Source organism: Pseudomonas sp. ArH3a, assembly GCF_022648765.1.
Lineage (GTDB): Bacteria > Pseudomonadota > Gammaproteobacteria > Pseudomonadales > Pseudomonadaceae > Aquipseudomonas.
The window spans coordinates 5,904,680-5,922,309 of sequence record NZ_CP080330.1 but is presented as its reverse complement, the minus strand read 5'-3'; the positions used below and the strand labels follow the sequence as shown (position 1 = coordinate 5,922,309).

Below are 17,630 nucleotides of genomic sequence, written 5' to 3'. Positions count from 1 at the left end.
GTCATGAAATATTTCTGATTCAGTCGACTGATTTTTCTGAAAAAATAGCGGATCTCGCGAAGTCGGCTCTTCGCGGGGTTTTCCGTTGCTGTGCTATCGTTGCGGCATTAGCCTGAAAAAAAACCTGAAAAAACACCTGAGAGAATTGCTGCAATGACCGTGGCTGTCTCGCCCACAGAGCGTAGTTTGAGCTGGAGACGCATGTTACTGGTGGCGGTTCTGTGCCTGCTCGCGCCGTTTGCCAATGCGCAAACGCCAAGCCCGGCAGACCACCGTGCCCAGGCAGTCACCCAAGTGGTACTCGGCATCCTCAGTTACGCGCGCTGGCCGGTGGAGCCTGCACAACTGCGGCTGTGCATCGTCGGCCCCACCCAATACACCGATGATCTGATCAAAGGCACCACTCAGGCCACGGGGCGCCCGGTAGTGGTGAAGCGCCTGCTGGCCGACAATCCTGACATCCTCAGTGCTTGCGACGCCGTGTACATCGGCAAACTCTCCGACGATGAGCGCACTCGGCTGTTCGCGTCGCTGATCGGCCACCCGGTGCTCAGCATCAGCGAAGGCGGCGACCGATGCACCGTGGGCAGCCTGTTCTGCCTGCGCGTGGGCGATGCGCAGGTGTCGTTTGAGGTCAACTTGGACTCCGTCGCCCGCAGTGGCGTGCGCATTCACCCCAGCGTGTTGCAACTGTCCCGTCGTCGAGCGCCGACGCCATGAGTAACCCGAAAGCGCGGCCGACGTTGCGTTCGGTCATTGGCCGTGGGCATTTGATCCTGGCGTTGGTCGCCGTGACCTTGGCCAGCGTGTCCCTGACCCTGCTCGGCGTGCTGGCGCTGCGGGTGTATGCCGAGCACAACCTGCACCTGATCGCGCGTTCCATCAACTACACCGTGGAAGCGGCGGTGGTGTTCGACGACAGCGCCGCGGCTACCGAAGCCCTGAGCCTGATTGCGTCGACTGAAGAGGTGGCCCAGGCTGAAGTCTTTGATGACAGCGGCAAGTTGCTCGCGCAATGGGTGCGGCCGGATACCGGGCTGCTGTCGCGGGTTGAACTGGCAGTCGCGCACACCTTGCTCGAGCAGCCCATCAGCCAGCCGGTTTTGCATCAAGGGCAAGCCGTCGGCAGCATTCACCTGGTCGGCCATGGCGGCAGCCTGCTGCGCTTCCTGCTCAGCGGCCTGGCCGGGATCCTCATCTGCACCGCCCTAAGCGCCTGGGTGGCGCTCTACCTGGCGCGCCGCTTGCTGCAGGGCATTACCGAACCGCTGCAAAGCCTCGCCGCCGTGGCCCACGCCGCCCGTAGCGAGCGCGACTTTGACCGGCGCGTGCCACCGGCGCAGATCGCCGAACTCGACAGCCTGGGCAGCGACTTCAATGCCTTGCTCGGCGAGATGGAAGCTTGGCAAAGCCACCTGCAAAGTGAGAATGAAACCCTGGCCCACCAGGCCAGCCACGACAGCCTGACCGGCCTGCCCAATCGCGCGTTTTTCGAAGGCCGGCTGATTCGCGCCCTGCGCAGCGCCGCCAAGGTCAACGAACGGGTCGCCGTGTTGTTCCTCGACAGCGACCGCTTCAAAGACATCAACGACAACTTCGGCCACGCCGCCGGTGATGCCGTGCTGGTCGCCGTCGCCGAGCGCGTGCGTGCGCAATTGCGTGAAGATGATCTGGTAGCGCGCTTGGGCGGCGATGAATTTGCGGTGCTGCTGGCGCCGCTGCACAAAGTTGAAGACGCGCAGCGCATCGCCGACAAGATCATTGCCAGCATGGACAAACCGATCCCACTGCCCGGCAACACCCAGGTGTTGACCTCTCTCAGTATCGGCATTGCCGTTTATCCCGATCATGGTGCCACCCCCGGCACCCTGCTTAATGCCGCCGATGCGGCGATGTACCAGGCCAAACGATTATCCCAGGGCGGCCAGCAAACGGCGGAATCGGAGCCCACCGCCGCAAATGTTAACCACAGGAGTTGATCCCTTGTTCTCGACCGCACGTTTTATGTTTATTACCTTACTGGTGGCATTCCTTGCCCTCGGCGGCTGCCAGACGCCCCCACCCAAAGGCCTGACCCCGGCCCAAGTCGCAGTCCTCAAACAACAAGGCTTCGAACTCACCGACGAAGGCTGGGCCTTCGGCCTGTCGGGCAAAGTGCTGTTCGGCAGCGACGTTGAAAGCCTCAACAAAGCCAGCACCGACATCGTCGAACGCATCGGCAAAGCCCTGGTCGGCGCCGGCATCGACCGCGTACGCGTAGACGGCCACACTGACGCCTCGGGCAAAGAGAGCTACAACCAGCAACTGTCCCTGCGCCGCGCCAAAAGCGTGGGCAAAGTGCTGACCGGTGTGGGCATGAAAGAAGAAAACATCCAACTGCGCGGTCTGGGCAGCAGCGAACCGGTGGCGCCGAACACCACGGTAGCGGGGCGCACCGAGAATCGGCGCGTGTCGATTGTGGTGATCGCCGACTAAGCGCCTCACCGCTAGAAGCGGACGCAGAGCGTCCAAGGCGGTATTCCCACGCAGAGCGTGGGAACGATCTAAACGATCTCAAATGTTGCAATGCAATCCAAGGTGGGAGCTGGCTTGCCTGCGATAGCGGTGTATCAGTAGCCGATGTGCTGACTGACCCACCACCATCGCAGGCAAGCCAGCTCCCACACTTATATCCGATCGTTCCCACGCCCCGCGTGGGAATGCATCCTGTGACGCTCTGCGTCACGACTTCAACAGCAGACGCAGAGCGTCCGGGGCGGCATTCCCACGCAGAGCGTGGGAACGATCTGGCGTTTAGCTCGCGGGCGTCATCGCCTGCGTCAAGTCATCCACCACGGCCTTGCCCATCTCACACAGGTAATGCGCGGCCCATGCGTATTGCTCGCCGCGCACATCCATGGCGGCTTCCATGGCGAGTTTCTTGGAGTAAAAAAGCAGGGTGGAGGCGTGTTCCAGGGCTTGCTCAATCGGCATGCCGGAGTTGACGCGGAAAAGGGGTTTTTGGTTTTCGCCGTAATCGCCGAAGGTGACGATGCCGAGGGTGGTGATGGAGGAAAGCGGTGGATCGGGGACGATTTTTGACATGATGTTTCCCAAATTTGCAGTAGGGGTCACCACGGCATGTCGCTAAACATGAAGAGGTGGCAGCTGTACACGGGTTAGCGAACCGGTAAATTTGGGAACCCGGCAGACCCGAAGGTCTCCCGCGTACAGCCGCCATAAAACGGTAAAGACAGGTAGACCTGGCAATACTCTGGCATCACATCCCAACTAATCCGAGTCGCTAAACCCGATCGCTGATGAGCAGCGAAGTCAGGAGGCTAGTGACCCAAACGGTAAGGCGCAATAGGGCAGAGAGTCTCTAGGAAACGTCCTGCAAATTAAAGCGAATCGTCGTTGATGGCCCTTTAATCCGCGAATTTTATCTCCCGCGTCTCCCCCATCAACAGCCCCTGATTCTGCTCCGTCACTTCCCTGATGTAGTCCCACAACAACGTAATCCGCTTCAGCTTCCTCAAATCCTCCCGGCAGTACATCCAAAACTGCCGTGTAATCGCAATCTCCTCCCCCAACACCGGCAACAACCGCGGATCCTGCGCCGCCAAAAAGCACGGCAATATCGCCATCGACCGGCCCTGCTGCGCCGCGACGTACTGCGCTATCACGCTGGTACTGCGCAAACTCGCGCTGGCGCCGGGCACCACATTCGCCAGGTACAACAGCTCCGAGCTGAACGCCAAGTCATCCACATAGCTGATAAACGGATGCTCAGCCAAGTCCGCCGGGCGCTGGATGGGCGGGTGTTGGTCGAGGTAGTCCTGGGTCGCGTACAGCTGCAGTTTGTAGTCGCACAGTTTGCAGCACACGTACGGCCCGTGTTCCGGGCGTTCCAGGGCGATGACGATGTCGGCTTCGCGCTTGGACAGGCTGATGAAGTGGGGCAGGGGCAGGATGTCGACTGAGATGGCCGGGTAGGTGTCGACGAAGTGGCTGAGCTGCGGGGTGACGAAAAAGCTGCCGAAGCCTTCGGTGCAGCCCATGCGCACATGGCCGGACAGCGCCACGCCGGAGCCGGAGACTTGCTCGCAGGCCATGTGCAAGGTGCTTTCGATGGACTCCGCGTAACCCAGTAAACGCTGGCCCTCGGGGGTGAGCACAAAACCGCTGGTCCGGGATTTTTCGAACAGCAGCGTGCCGAGCGACACTTCCAACGAGCTGATACGCCGCGACACGGTGGTGTAGTCCACCGCCAGGCGTTTAGCGGCGACGCTGGCCTTGCGGGTGCGGGCCACTTCGAGGAAAAACTTCAGGTCATCCCAATTCAGGGAGCCCAGTGATGTGATGTTTTTTTGCATATTGGACCGGCTTTTATGTGCGTTCTTATTAGAGATTTGCACATCTATACTCCAAAAACAGTCCGAACGCCTCATTCCCAAGGCGATTCACGCGCCTTGTCTCTGCATAACTACAAGATTGGAGACCACATGAACGCTTCTGCCGACATTTCCGTGCAACAGGTCAAGTTGCTGATCAACGGTGAATGGGTCGAGTCAAAGACCACCCACTGGCAAGACATCGTCAACCCGGCCACCCAGCAAGTGCTGGCCAAAGTCCCTTTCGCTACCGCCGATGAAGTCAATGCGGCCATCGACGCTGCCCATCAGGCCTTCCAGACTTGGAAGCTGACGCCGATCGGCGCGCGCATGCGCATCATGCTCAAGCTGCAAGCCTTGATCCGTGAACATTCCAAACGCATCGCTGTGGTCCTCAGCGCCGAGCAGGGTAAGACCATTGCCGATGCCGAGGGCGATATTTTCCGTGGCCTGGAAGTGGTCGAGCACGCGTGCTCTATCGGCACCTTGCAGATGGGCGAATTCGCTGAAAACGTCGCCGGTGGCGTCGACACCTACACCCTGCGCCAGCCTATCGGCGTGTGCGCGGGTATCACGCCGTTCAACTTCCCGGCGATGATTCCACTGTGGATGTTCCCGATGGCGATTGCCTGCGGTAACACTTTCGTCCTCAAGCCGTCCGAGCAAGACCCGCTGTCGACCCTGCTGCTGGTAGAGCTGGCGCTGGAAGCTGGCGTGCCGGCTGGCGTGCTCAACGTCGTACACGGCGGCAAAGATGTGGTGGATGCGCTGTGCACCCATAAAGACATCAAGGCGGTGTCCTTCGTCGGTTCGACTGCTGTGGGTACTCACGTGTACGACCTGGCCGGTAAGCACGGCAAGCGCGTGCAGTCGATGATGGGCGCCAAGAACCACGCCGTGGTGCTGCCGGACGCCAATCGCGAACACACGTTGAATGCACTGGTCGGTGCCGGTTTCGGCGCGGCGGGCCAGCGTTGCATGGCCACCTCGGTGGTGGTGCTGGTGGGCGCGGCCAAGCAATGGCTGCCGGACCTCAAGGCGTTGGCGCAAAAGCTCAAAGTGAATGCCGGCAGTGAAGCCGGTACGGATGTCGGCCCGGTGATTTCCAAACGTGCCAAGACGCGCATCCTGGAACTGATCGAAAGCGGCGTGAAAGAAGGCGCGAAGCTGGAGCTGGACGGGCGCGACATCAAGGTGCCGGGCTTCGAGCAAGGCAACTTTGTTGGCCCGACCCTGTTCTCGGGCGTGACCACTGACATGCAGATTTACACCCAGGAAATCTTCGGCCCGGTGCTGGTGGTGCTGGAGGTTGCGACCCTCGATGAGGCCATCGCGCTGGTCAACGCCAACCCGTTCGGCAACGGCACCGGCCTGTTCACCCAAAGCGGTGCGGCGGCTCGTAAGTTCCAGAGCGAAATCGATGTAGGCCAAGTCGGCATCAACATCCCGATCCCTGTGCCGGTGCCGTTCTTCAGCTTCACCGGTTCGCGTGGTTCCAAGCTCGGCGACCTGGGCCCGTACGGCAAGCAAGTGGTGCAGTTCTACACCCAGACCAAAACCGTGACGAGCCGCTGGTTCGACGACGACACGGTCAATGATGGCGTCAACACCACCATCAACCTGCGCTGATTTGGGGAGACGACCATGAAGATTGCATTTATCGGCTTGGGCAACATGGGCGCGCCCATGGCCCGCAACCTGATCAAGGCCGGGCACGCGCTGAACCTGTTCGACCTGAACCAAACCGTGCTCAAAGAATTGGCCGAGTTGGGCGGCACCATCAGCGACTCACCACGCGATGCCTCGAAAGACGCCGAGCTGGTGATTACCATGCTGCCGGCCGCAGCCCATGTGCGTAGCGTGTGGCTGAATGAGGACGGCGTTTTGGCCGGTATCGGCAAAGGCGTACCTGCCGTGGATTGCAGCACCATCGACCCGCAAACTATCCGCGATGTGTCCGCAGCCGCGGCCAAGCAAGGTGTGGTGGTGGCCGATGCGCCTGTCTCCGGCGGCACCGGCGGCGCCCAGGCAGGGACTTTGACCTTCATGGTCGGCGCCCCCCTGGAACTGTTCGCCACCCTGCAACCGGTGCTGGCGCAGATGGGCCGCAACATTGTGCATTGCGGCGACATCGGCACCGGCCAGATCGCCAAGATCTGCAACAACCTGCTGCTCGGCATCAGCATGGTCGGCGTCAGCGAAGCCATGGCCCTGGGCGATGCACTGGGCATCGACACCCAAGTGCTGGCCGGCATCATCAACAGCTCCACCGGGCGCTGCTGGAGTTCCGACACCTACAACCCATGGCCGGGCGTGATTGAAACCGCGCCGTCTTCGCGCGGTTACACCGGTGGTTTTGGCGCCGACCTGATGCTCAAGGACCTGGGCCTGGCCACCGAAGCGGCGCGCCAGGCCAAGCAACCGGTGATTCTCGGTGCCGTGGCCCAGCAGTTGTATCAATCGATGAGCCAGCGCGGGGAAGGCGGCAAGGACTTCTCGGCGATCATCAACAGCTATCGCAAACCCAAGTAGGGGCGTTTCCGAGAGCCCGCCTTGCGCGGGCTCTCGGGTTTTTGCGCAGGGCGAGCGTTACCACAGTGGTCGTTCGTAGCTGACGATCAGGCGGGTTTCGTCGATATCCCGTTCAAAGTTGGAACGCACCATGGCGTTGCGCACGCGCACTTTTACGTTTTTCAGGGTCGGGTTCTGGAACACATAGGTCACGTCGATATCCCGTTCCCACTCGCGACCGTCTGAACGCCCAGGGCCTAGGTCCACGTTGCTGCCCGAGGCATAGCGGGTAAACAGCGAGAGGCCGGGAACGCCGAGTGACGCGAAGTCGTAGTCGTAGCGAAGTTGCCAGGACTTTTCGTCTTTATTGGCGAAGTCGCTGTATTGGAAAAAGTTTACCAGTGAGGAGAAGCTTCCCCTCAAGGCTGCAAACCCCGTGTTGCCTTGCATGGTTTGATAGGCGCCGGTCCATTTATGTGAACCCATTGAATAACTCAACTGCGCGCCCAGCGCGGTGTTGTCGATGTTGGTATTACCGTTATCGGTGGAGCGCGCATAACGCAGTTCGCTTTTCAGGCTTTGGTTCTCTGCCACCGGATAAGTGTGTTGAAGGGCGGCGGCGTGTTGGGTGTAGAGATTATCCAGCGCGCTGTAGTAATAACTGCCAGTGATTTGTTTGTTGAACGCGTAACTGCCGCCGGCAAAGTCGAATGCATCCGATTGATTCTTCCCACGCACAACAATGTTTTTGCGTGTGCCCGTGCCGACACCCAATGCTTCGTAGTTGGTGGAATTGGGTTGATTGACCTGGGTGATTCTGCCCAAGTCCAGCTTCAAGTCTTGCACTTCCTGCGAGTGCAGGTAGGCGCCTCTGAAGAGTTGCGGGTGCAAGCTCCCGATGTTTTTTTCCAGGAAGGGGAGTGGTGGCATCACCAGCGTGCCGATTTTCAGCGTGCTGTGCGACGCCCGGAGTTTGGCCGTAACGCCGACCTCGCCGTAGCTGTCTTCGGCTTTGCCGGAGTCACGCACGGGCAGCAGGCCGGACCGGGTTCGGCTCGCACTTGAGTCGAGTTTGAACCCGGCCATGCCGAGCACGTCGACGCCTACGCCCACGGTGCCTTCGGTAAACCCCGATTCAAGTTGCAAGGCGAAACCTTGCGCCCACTCTTCCCGCTTGGACTGTGTGGCCTCGGGGTCGCGGTAGTCGCGGTTGTAGTAAAAGTTTTTCAGTTCAAGCTTGCCGGTGCTGTCGCTGATGAAGTCAGCGAGTGCGTAGGGCGTCAGAAAGAGGCTGAGGTTTAAAGCGCATACTTTGGTTATTAGGTTCATTGATGCAGCCTGCGTGAGAGGGATGGTGCTCATCGCAGGTTGCTGTAAACCCTTCTAACTCGGTCTAAGACTTGTTTGAAGGAGGGCAGGATTTATCTGATTCTATGTAGGGTGTTCCGCTCCAGGTGTCAGGCAAATACAAAGTACTTACGCACCGTCTCGACCACTTCCCACGTCCCTTTCATGCCGGGCTCCACCACAAAGATATCCCCAGCGCGCAAGTGAATCGGCGCCATCCCTTCGGGGGTGATCACGCAGTAGCCTTCCTGGAAGTGGCAGTATTCCCACTTCACGTATTCCACGTACCACTTGCCCGGGGTGCAAATCCAGGTGCCCATGATCTTGCTGCCGTCTTCGCTGGTGTAGGCGTTGAGGTTGACGGTGTGCGGGTCGCCTTCGAGTTTTTCCCATTTGCAGGCATCCAGGACCGGCAGTGGGTGGGTGTCGCGCAATACGGTGATGGGCTTGGACATGATGGCTCCGAGGCAGTGAATGCAAAGATGCACCCTAAGGCCTTGGGCGTTGTGTCAGTGGTCTGAACTCGACATCGGGATGCTCAGAAGCGCAACCGCACAGTGATTCATCATGCCCCCTAGAACCCTGTGGGAGCCGGGCTTGCCCGCGATGACGGCGCCACAGCTTGCCTCTCATCGCCTGACACGGCGCCATCGCGGGCAAGCCCGGCTCCCACAAGGATTTGAGTTGTTTGAACGATTGCGGCCGGGCGCTAGATTTGTGCGTCAATCCCCCACTTCCTCGCAGTATGTGCGAAAGAATTCCCGCCTGGCGCTGGAATAAGCAAGAAAATGCACGGCTGGCCCTCGTATCATTCACCCAGGTAACAGCCGAGAGCCTTGAAATGAACCCAATAAAAACGTGGTGGGATATCAGCCCGCCCTTGAGTACGGCCACCCCGACTTGGCCGGGCGATACGCCGTTCCAGGAAGAGCGCGTGTGGCAGTTTGGCCCCGAGTGCCCGGTGAATGTGGGCCGCGTGACCTTCTCGCCGCACACCGGCGCCCATGTGGATGCACCGCTGCATTACAGCGCGGACGGCGCGCCGATTGGTGAGGTGTCGCTGGACGTGTACATGGGCCCGTGCCGGGTGTTGCATTGCCTGGGCAGTGGCGCGCTGGTGCAGCCGCATCAACTGCAAGGGCGTGTGGATAACCTGCCGGAGCGCGTGCTGCTGCGGACTTATCCACAAGCGCCGCTGACGGAATGGGATTCGAACTTCACCGCCATCGCGCCGCAAACCATTGAGCTGCTCGCCAGCCTGGGTGTGCGCCTGATCGGTATCGATACGCCCTCGCTGGACCCGCAACAGTCCAAGACCATGGATTCCCACAACGCCGTGGCCCGCCACGGCATGGCGATTCTCGAAGGCATCGTGCTCGATGACGTACCGGAGGGCGACTATGAACTGATCGCGCTGCCGCTGCGCTTTGCCAACTTGGACGCGAGCCCGGTCCGCGCCATTCTTCGCCCGCTCAAGGAGCTTACGCGATGAGCCAATGTCCCTTCTCTGCTGACTACCAACCGTCGGAAGAATGGCATAACGCCGAGCTGAATTTTTCCGAGTCGATGAGCTACGGCGATTACCTGGACCTGGGCAAAGTCCTCAGCGCCCAGCATCCGTTGTCGCCGGACCACAACGAAATGCTCTTCATCATCCAGCACCAGACCTCCGAGCTGTGGATGAAACTGATGCTCCACGAACTCAAGGCCGCCCGCGAACACGTGCGCCTGGGTGAGCTGTCGCCGGCGTTTAAGATGCTGGCGCGGGTGTCGCGTATCTTCGATCAACTGGTGCACGCCTGGGCGGTGCTGGCGACCATGACGCCGTCGGAATACAAGGCGATCCGCCCGTTCCTGGGGCAGTCGTCGGGGTTTCAGTCGTTCCAGTACCGCGAGATCGAATTTATTCTCGGCAACAAGAGCGCAGCGCTGTTGCGCCCGCATGCGCACCGGCCTGAGTTGTTGCAGGAGTTGCAGGTGGCGATTGCCACACCGTCGCTGTATGACGAGGCGGTTAATTTGATGGCCAAGGCGGGTTTGGCGATTGACCCCAAACGCGCCGAGCGCGACCCGACGGCGGCCACGGTTCACGATGAGTCCGTGGAAGCGGCCTGGCGTGAGGTGTATCGCGACCCGAGCCGGTATTGGGATTTGTATCAGTTGGCCGAGAAGTTTATTGATTTGGAGGATTCGTTCCGCCAATGGCGCTTCCGGCATGTGACCACGGTGGAGCGGATTATCGGCTTCCAGCCGGGTACGGGCGGCACCGAGGGCGTGGGTTACCTGCGCAAGATGCTCGACACCGTGCTGTTCCCCGAGCTGTGGCGAGTGCGTTCCACGCTCTAAACAAAAAAGCCCCGGAATCCCGGGGCTGATCGTTCCCACGCTCTGCGTGGGAATGGCGCTTCACAATGTGGGAGCTGGCTTGCCTGCGATGGCGGTGTATCAGTCACCACCTCCAGTGGCTGACACACCGCTATCGCGGGCAAGCCCGGCTCCCACAGGGATCACTGTGCATTCACTACAGCGTTACCCTTTCTGATCCGCAACCGATACGCCACATAGATAACCCCCACCCAAATCGGCATCGCATACACCGACTCACGAATGCCCGGAATCGCCAGCATCACGCTGATGATCATCACCATGAACGCCAGGCACAGGTAGTTGCTGAACGGGAACCAGAAGGTCTTGAACGACGGCACCACGCCTTGCTCGCCCATGGCTTTGCGGAACTTGATGTGGGTGAGGCTGATCAGCGCCCAGTTGATCATCAGCGAGGCAACCACCAGTGCGAACAGCAGCTCCAGCGCGCTGTGCGGTGCGACGTAGTTGACCACCACGCACAGCATCGTCACCAGCGCCGAAATCGCCAGGGCGCGCAGCGGTACGCCTTGCTTGTTCAGCTTCATCAGCGCTTTGGGCGCATCGCCTTGCTCGGCCAGGCCGAACAGCATGCGGCTGTTGCAGTACACGCCGCTGTTGTACACCGACAACGCTGCGGTCAGCACCACGAAGTTGAGGATGTGTGCGGCGGTGTCGTTACCGATCAGCGAGAAAATCTGCACAAACGGGCTGCCGCTGTAGGCATCGCCCGAGGCGCCGAGGGTTTGCAGCAGTTGGTCCCACGGGTACAGCGACAGCAGCACGGTCAGGGCGCCGACGTAGAAAATCAGAATCCGGTAGACCACCTGGTTGATCGCTTTGGGGATCACTTTGCGCGGCTCGCTGGCCTCGGCGGCAGTGATGCCCACCAGCTCCAGGCCACCAAACGAGAACATGATGAAGGCCATCGACATCAACAGCCCCATGCCGCCATTCGGGAAGAACCCGCCGTGGCTCCACAGGTTGCTCACCGAGGCTTGCGGGCCGCCGGTGCCGCTGAACAGCAGGTAGCAGCCGAGCACGATCATGCCGACAATCGCCACCACCTTGATGATCGCAAACCAGAACTCGGCTTCACCGAAGAACTTCACGTTGAGGGTGTTGATCAGGTTCACCGCGACAAAGAACACCAGTGCGCTGACCCAGGTCGGGATCTCCGGCCACCAAAACTGAATGTATTTGCCCACGGCCGTCAGTTCGGCCATGCCCACCAGCACGTAGAGGACCCAGTAGTTCCAGCCGGCCAGGAAGCCCGCGTAACCGCCCCAGTATTTGTGCGCGAAGTGGCTGAAGGAGCCGGCTACCGGTTCTTCGACGATCATCTCGCCGAGCTGGCGCATGATCAGGAACGCGATGAACCCCGCAATCGCGTAACCCAGGATCATCGACGGCCCCGCCGACTTAAGCACCCCGGCCGAGCCGAGGAACAACCCCGTGCCAATCGCCCCTCCCAAGGCAATCAGCTGAATATGCCGGTTCTTCAGGCCACGCTTGAGGCCTACCGGGTTAACCATGTCATCCGCCATTAACATTCCCTTCTACTTGTTTTTCTCAGGGTTGATTGCACGCCGCACCGCCCCTCAGAACTGCTGAGGGGTCAGATATTACTCTGCGTAAACTTTTCGTAATACAGCTGAACGCCATCAAGTGCCTGATCCGCCAGCCATTGTTGGATGGATTCGACCATCGGCGGGGGGCCGCACACGTACATATCTGCCGATCTGTCCCGCAATTCGGCCAGGTCGAAATGTTCGGTGAGGTAGCCGCGCTTGCCGGTCCACGCAGGTGATGGGTCGCTCAGTACTTCGGTGTAGCGAAAATTCGGGATTTTTGCAGCGTAGGCGTGGATGCGCGCCGCTTCGCATAAGTCTTCGGCCCCGCGAACGCCGTAGTACAGGTGCACCGGCTGCTCGCAACCGTTGGCCGCCAGTTCATCGAGCATGCCCAGTAACGCCGACAACCCGGTGCCGCCTGCCACCAGCACCAGCGGTTGGGTGACATGGCGCAGGTAGAAAGCACCCAATGGCGCCTCCATCAGCACTTCGTCACCGACCTGGCAACGCTCGCGCAGGTAGTTGCTCATGACGCCATCGGGCAGCAGGCGCACCAGAAACTGCAATTGATTGCCCGGGCGGTTGGCGAAGGAGTAGGAGCGCCAACTGTCGGTGCCGGGAACCGATAGGCGGGCGTATTGGCCTGGCAGGAAGTCCAGCGGCGCCTCCATTTGCACCTGCAAAATGGCCGTGCTGGCCGAGACCTGCTGCACTTCGCTCACCGTGCCGCGCACTTGCACTGGCCCCGGCGCATTGCACAAGCTCGAATCAAAATCGAAGTAAAACGTTGCGTCGGACTTCACCCTAGTCTGGCAACTGAGCATCTTGCGTTGCTGCAGGTCGAGGCTGGAGAGGGCTTCTTCGTCGACATAATCCTGGCTGTAATCGCCGGACTCGCAACGCCCCTGGCAGGTGCCGCACACGCCTTCGCGGCAATCCAGGGGGATCTTGATGCCGTTGCGCAGCGCAGCGTCCAACAGGATTTCGTGGGCGCCCACCGGGAAAAATAGGGTTTTGCCATCGGCAAAGCTGAAGGCCACTTTGTGATTCATTTGTTGTTCTCCGCGTATTTGTGGCTGCGCACACCCTGTGGCGAGGAGGCTTGCCCGCTTTCCACAACAAGCCCGCTTGCCACAGGGCGATGCTCGCCACAAAAGTTCGCTGCTACAGGTGATAAAAATCCAGCACCGAGTTGATGGTGTCGTTGAGCAGCAAGGCGTGTTTGCGGGTGATCAACCAGCTGTCGCCATGGGGTTTGAGGCTGTAGGTGGCGCTGCCATAGAACTGCTCCGACATGGCCAGCCGATAGAACAGCGTGTGCCAGTTCAGCTTCACGTCCAGTAACCCACCCGGTTGCTCGGCAATCCGCACATTATTGATCAGGTGCAACGTGCGCGGCATTGGTGTGGCCGACGCCGCCTTGCCGGTGCGCAGTCGGAACACGCGGTCTTCCAGCCCCGAACGGTTGGCGTAATAGATCAGCGACATCTCGCGCTTGGGGTCGCGGGTGTAGACGTGTTCCGAGTCCCACTGCGGCAGGTGGAACTCACTTTGCGGGTCGAACAACTGCACGTAGGCGTCCCAGTCCTGAGCGTCGCACAGCTCGGATTTACGGTAGAAGAACTGCTCGATCTGGTACTGCAATTGCGCATTCATCACTTCACCTCCCGCAGTGTCAGCGCTTGTTGGTCCAGGCCCTTGAGCAGGAACTGCTGCCAATTGCGGTGCTGGTTCACGTACAGGCCTTCGTGGGTGAACTCGGTGCCGGTCATCGCCGGTTGGATGCCGATTGCTTCGCTGTTCGGCGTCGGGCCGGTTTCCCAGCGGTGGCTGCCGCGTGAGATATCACTCCAGCGCTCCAGGCGGCCCTGGAAGCCGCGTTGGGCTTCGCGAAACTCCACCAGGTCATCGGGTGTGCCCATGCCGGACACGTTGAAGAAGTCCTCGAACTGGCGGATACGGTTTTCGCGGTCGGCGTCAGATTCGTTTTTCACGCCCAGGCACTGGCTGATGATCTCGGTCTTGTTCCACGCCACCGGGCGAATAATCCGCAGCTGCGAGCTGATCTGGTCGAGGAAGAACAGGCTTGGGTAGATATTCAGGTTGCGCAGGCGGTGCATCATCCACTCGGCCTTCTGCTGGCCGTGCTCTTCCACCAGGCGCGGCATGATGGTGGCGTAGCCGGAACGCACGGTGGGGTTGGGCATGTCGCTGAACAACAGGCTGTGGCCGTTGTTGAAGGCGAACCAGCCGTCATCGGTGTTCGCATCGCCCGCGCCGAGCTTGCTGTAGTCCAGTGTGGTGCCTGAACCCGTGCCGTTTTCGGTGTTCACCTGTTGGCGATGCTGCACCGTGGCCACGTAGTTGTAGTGCACGGTGCTGACGTGATAACCGTCCAGGCCGTTTTCGTTTTGCAGCTTCCAGTTGCCGTCGTAGGTGTAGGCGGATTTACCCGGCAGCACTTCCAGCTCGCCGGTGGCGGACTGCGCGACCATCATGTCGAAGAACACTGTGGCGTCGCCGAGGAAGTCTTCCAGGCTGTTTGTGCCGTTCACGTCCAGGCTGATAAACACAAAGCCCTTGTAGCTTTCGATGCGTGCCTTTTTCAGACCGCGGGTGGCTTTGTCGAAACTTTCCGGGTATTCGCCCGGCGCCTTGACCTTCACCAGCCGGCCGTCGCTCTTGTAGCACCAGGCGTGGAACGGGCAGGTGAAGGTCGATTGGTTGCCCTTGCCGACCCGCGTGAGCGTGGTGCCGCGATGCTGGCAGGCGTTGATCAGCGCGTTCAGCTGGCCTTCGCCATCGCGGGTGATGATCATCGGCTGGCGCCCGGCGCGCATCGTCACGAAGTCGTGGTTATGGGCCAGCTCGCTTTCGTGGCAGGCGTAGATCCAGTTCTTTTCGAAGATCAGTTCCATCTCCAGGTCGAACAGTTCCGGCTCGGTGAACATGTCCCGGGCGATGCGGAACACTTCATCGGCCGGGCGAAAATCCAGGCAGCTTTCGATAAACGCTTTCCACTGCTCGACGCTTCTTGCACCACTCATGGGAGGCACCTTTTTGATAGGGGCTAATCGGTGGTTCATTAAAGGCAGCGGGGCAGGGCGCGGGCTATCCGCTTAATGGGGGAAGGTAAGCCGCAAAGTTGCGCCGTAAATGTGGGCAGCAAATACCCAGTTCGGTGCAGCTCGGTGACGCGATGCGCTACTGTCATATCAAGGGAAAGTCGCAAAAAACCTGCGACTTATCCACATAGTCGACCGTTGCTATCCACGCAGTTGCATTGAGGCTGGCGTGGCTTGGAACTTGCTGTCGATTGCTAACGACGCGCCGCCAGAGCGCGCAACAGCCTAACCGCCGTGGGTGCACCCTGATGAGTAGCCATACACGCGATATCCATATTCAACGCTTCGACCTGGAAGGCGCCTGCAGCTGGATGTCCGGCATTTGCGGGCCACACCGCCTGGCGACGGCCACGCCCGAACGCCTGCGTTTTCACCACAGCGCCAACGTGTTCAAGTCCCGCGCCACCACCTTGGGCGTGATCGAATACGGCACCGACGTGACCATCGACATCGAAGACGCCGAGCACTTCAGCAGCTACAGCCTCAGCCTGCCGCTGGTGGGTGAGCAGGAATTGAGCAAGGACGGCGTGCGCCTGAGTTCCAACCGCGATCAAGGCGTAATCATCTCGCCCAACGAGCATCAGGTGCTGGCGATTTCCGGCGACTGCCGCAAGCTGCAGGTGGTGATCACGCGGGCGGCGATGAGTGAATCCCTGGAAGGCTTGCTGCAACGGCCGATTGAAACGCCGCTGCGCTTTGAGTCGGTGATGGACGCGGTGGACGGCGCTTCGGCATCCTGGTGGCGCATGGCGCGCTACTTCATTGCGGAGCTTGAGCGCAGCAGCGAGTTGTATGAGCAGGCGGCGTTTACCCGTGACCTGGAAAGTTCGCTGATCAAGGGGTTGATCCTCGCCCAGCCGAACAACTATTCAGAGGAATTACGCGACGTACTCGGTGTGAAGCTGCCGCACTACTTGATTCGGGCGCGGCAGTTCATCCATGAAAACGCCCGCGAAGCGGTGCATCTGGAAGACCTTGAAACCGCTGCGGGTGTGTCGCGGTTCAAGCTGTTTGATGCCTTTCGCAAATACTTTGCGCTGTCGCCCATGGCTTATCTGAAGAAATACCGGCTGGGGGCCGTGCGCCAGGAAATACTCGAGCACGGCTCGACGTGCACTATTTCCGAAATCGCCCTGGGCTGGGGCTTTACGCACTTGGGACGGTTTTCAGCGGAATACCGCAAGCTGTTTGATGAATCCCCCAGTCAAACCCTGCAACGCACGCGCCTGCGCAGCCTTTGAAAACAATGAGGATCAAACTGTGGGAGCTGGCTTGCCTGCGATAGCGGTGGGCCAGTTAGTAAAGATGCCAACTGATCCACCGCCATCGCAGGCAAGCCAGCTCCCACATTGGATAGGGGGTGGCTTTGGGAGCTCAGATCAACTCTTCCACCAGTTGCAAACAATGACTCAGCCCCGGCGACTGATCATTCACCCGGCGGCTAAGAATGATCGGCGAAGTCGCGGTGGTTTCCACAATCGGCGTGTAGCCGATATCCGCGCGGTGCAGCACCTGCACCGAGGCCGGCACCAGCGTCACGCCCATGCCCGCGCCGACCAGGCCGATGGCGGTCTGCAATTCGTTGGTCCACTGCGCCACCTTGAGGCTCAAGCCGTGGGCGTCGAACAGTGCGATCACATGGTCGGCATAGCTGGGGCGCGGGTTGCCGGGGTAGAGCACAAACGGCTCGGCGGCCAATTGGGCGAGGGTGGTGGGTGCGCCGAGCAACGGGTGGCCGGCGGGCAGTACGGCGACCAGTCGATCCTCTACCAGCACGCGCTGGACGATGGCCGGGTCGTCGATGCGAATCCGCCCGAAGCCTACGTCAATACGCCCAGCCTTGAGCGCTTCGACCTGCTGCAAGGTGGTCATCTCCGACAAGCCCAATTCCAGCTCCAGCGCCTCATGGTTGCGCAGGCGCCGAATCAACTCCGGCAGCACGCCGTACAAGGTCGACGGCGCAAAGCCGATACCCAGCCAGGTCTTCTCGCCCTGGCCGATACGCCGGGTGGTGTCGCAGACCTTGCCCAGCTGTTCGAGCAGCACATTGGCGTGCTCATAGAAAAATCGCCCGGCCTCAGTCAGCCGCAGCGGTCGGCCGCGCTCGAGCAGAATCACGCCCAATTCATCTTCCAATTGCTGGATCTGCCGGCTCAACGGTGGTTGGGCGATGTGCAGGCGTTCGGCGGCACGGGTGAAGTTGAGGGTCTCACCCAGCACCTGGAAATAGCGCAGATGACGCAGTTCCATGACGGCTCCTTTCATACCTTGAGGGTATTGTGCGAGACCCATTCTATATTGGAAGCCAGGGAAAATACGGCACAGAATCGGCTCGA

Annotated in this window: 17 protein-coding genes; 8 read left to right on the top strand and 9 right to left on the bottom strand. The window is 60.2% G+C overall.

The window, feature by feature from the left end; all coding sequences use genetic code 11:
• Positions 1 to 153: 153 nt before the first annotated feature.
• The 3 genes from K0P33_RS27210 to K0P33_RS27200 are packed head-to-tail and all read left to right on the top strand — an operon-like array spanning position 154 to position 2,475.
• On the top strand, positions 154 to 720 hold the full coding sequence (locus K0P33_RS27210; RefSeq protein ID WP_242152518.1) for a YfiR family protein: 567 nt from the start codon (positions 154 to 156) through the stop codon (positions 718 to 720).
• Entirely contained in the window at positions 717 to 1,979 is a 1,263-nt protein-coding gene (locus tag K0P33_RS27205; RefSeq protein ID WP_242152515.1) for a diguanylate cyclase, read from the top strand. The genes K0P33_RS27210 and K0P33_RS27205 overlap by 4 nt, the downstream gene beginning before the upstream one ends.
• A gap of 4 nt (positions 1,980 to 1,983) precedes the next feature.
• The gene (locus tag K0P33_RS27200; protein ID WP_094951800.1) at positions 1,984 to 2,475 is read left to right on the top strand and encodes an OmpA family protein; all 492 of its coding nucleotides are present in this window, start codon (positions 1,984 to 1,986) and stop codon (positions 2,473 to 2,475) included.
• A gap of 318 nt (positions 2,476 to 2,793) precedes the next feature.
• Here the strand turns inward: K0P33_RS27200 and K0P33_RS27195 are convergent, their stop codons facing one another.
• A complete protein-coding gene (locus K0P33_RS27195; RefSeq protein WP_094951799.1) occupies positions 2,794 to 3,084 on the bottom strand; it encodes a DUF3077 domain-containing protein in 291 nt (96 codons plus the stop codon).
• 323 nt (positions 3,085 to 3,407) lie between these two features.
• Entirely contained in the window at positions 3,408 to 4,355 is a 948-nt protein-coding gene (locus K0P33_RS27190) for a LysR family transcriptional regulator (protein ID WP_094951798.1), read from the bottom strand.
• A 129-nt stretch (positions 4,356 to 4,484) separates the two neighbouring features.
• Between K0P33_RS27190 and K0P33_RS27185 the strand changes: the two genes are divergently transcribed.
• Both K0P33_RS27185 and mmsB read left to right on the top strand, forming a co-directional pair.
• Positions 4,485 to 6,002 (top strand): CoA-acylating methylmalonate-semialdehyde dehydrogenase, encoded by a 1,518-nt coding sequence (locus tag K0P33_RS27185; protein ID WP_094951797.1) that lies wholly within the window; start codon positions 4,485 to 4,487, stop codon positions 6,000 to 6,002.
• A gap of 15 nt (positions 6,003 to 6,017) precedes the next feature.
• Entirely contained in the window at positions 6,018 to 6,905 is an 888-nt protein-coding gene (gene mmsB, locus K0P33_RS27180; RefSeq protein WP_094951796.1) for a 3-hydroxyisobutyrate dehydrogenase, read from the top strand.
• 57 nt (positions 6,906 to 6,962) lie between these two features.
• Here the strand turns inward: mmsB and K0P33_RS27175 are convergent, their stop codons facing one another.
• Positions 6,963 to 8,246: an OprD family porin gene (locus K0P33_RS27175; protein WP_242152513.1), complete on the bottom strand. Its 1,284-nt coding sequence runs from the start codon at positions 8,244 to 8,246 to the stop codon at positions 6,963 to 6,965.
• Positions 8,247 to 8,341: 95 nt separating this feature from the next.
• Positions 8,342 to 8,686 (bottom strand): cupin domain-containing protein, encoded by a 345-nt coding sequence (locus tag K0P33_RS27170; protein WP_003194115.1) that lies wholly within the window; start codon positions 8,684 to 8,686, stop codon positions 8,342 to 8,344.
• Between the two features lie 386 nt (positions 8,687 to 9,072).
• On the opposite strand from K0P33_RS27170, the gene kynB reads away from it, so the two are divergent.
• Both kynB and kynA read left to right on the top strand, forming a co-directional pair.
• A complete protein-coding gene (gene kynB / locus K0P33_RS27165) occupies positions 9,073 to 9,723 on the top strand; it encodes an arylformamidase (RefSeq protein WP_094951794.1) in 651 nt (216 codons plus the stop codon).
• Positions 9,720 to 10,577 carry a tryptophan 2,3-dioxygenase gene (gene kynA, locus K0P33_RS27160; protein ID WP_242152510.1) on the top strand — a complete coding sequence of 286 codons (858 nt, stop codon included), beginning with the start codon at positions 9,720 to 9,722 and terminating at the stop codon, positions 10,575 to 10,577. Before kynB ends, kynA begins: the two co-directional genes overlap by 4 nt.
• A gap of 161 nt (positions 10,578 to 10,738) precedes the next feature.
• On the opposite strand, the gene K0P33_RS27155 is transcribed toward kynA, so the two are convergent.
• The 4 genes from K0P33_RS27155 to antA all read right to left on the bottom strand — a co-directional run bounded on the left by K0P33_RS27155 (position 10,739) and on the right by antA (position 15,216).
• Positions 10,739 to 12,142: an amino acid permease gene (locus tag K0P33_RS27155; RefSeq protein ID WP_094951792.1), complete on the bottom strand. Its 1,404-nt coding sequence runs from the start codon at positions 12,140 to 12,142 to the stop codon at positions 10,739 to 10,741.
• A gap of 71 nt (positions 12,143 to 12,213) precedes the next feature.
• Entirely contained in the window at positions 12,214 to 13,221 is a 1,008-nt protein-coding gene (antC, locus tag K0P33_RS27150; protein WP_094951791.1) for an anthranilate 1,2-dioxygenase electron transfer component AntC, read from the bottom strand.
• Between the two features lie 112 nt (positions 13,222 to 13,333).
• Complete coding sequence (gene antB / locus K0P33_RS27145; protein ID WP_094951790.1) at positions 13,334 to 13,825, bottom strand: anthranilate 1,2-dioxygenase small subunit; 492 nt, start codon at positions 13,823 to 13,825, stop codon at positions 13,334 to 13,336.
• Complete coding sequence (antA, locus tag K0P33_RS27140) at positions 13,825 to 15,216, bottom strand: anthranilate 1,2-dioxygenase large subunit (RefSeq protein ID WP_242152507.1); 1,392 nt, start codon at positions 15,214 to 15,216, stop codon at positions 13,825 to 13,827. The genes antB and antA overlap by 1 nt, the downstream gene beginning before the upstream one ends.
• A 326-nt stretch (positions 15,217 to 15,542) precedes the next feature.
• Between antA and K0P33_RS27135 the strand changes: the two genes are divergently transcribed.
• The gene (locus K0P33_RS27135) at positions 15,543 to 16,535 is read left to right on the top strand and encodes a helix-turn-helix domain-containing protein (protein WP_242152503.1); all 993 of its coding nucleotides are present in this window, start codon (positions 15,543 to 15,545) and stop codon (positions 16,533 to 16,535) included.
• Positions 16,536 to 16,668: 133 nt separating this feature from the next.
• Here K0P33_RS27135 and K0P33_RS27130 read toward each other — a convergent pair whose 3' ends face one another.
• Positions 16,669 to 17,544, bottom strand: a complete 876-nt coding sequence (locus tag K0P33_RS27130; protein WP_094951787.1) for a LysR family transcriptional regulator — start codon at positions 17,542 to 17,544, stop codon at positions 16,669 to 16,671.
• Between the last annotated feature and the right edge of the window lie 86 nt (positions 17,545 to 17,630).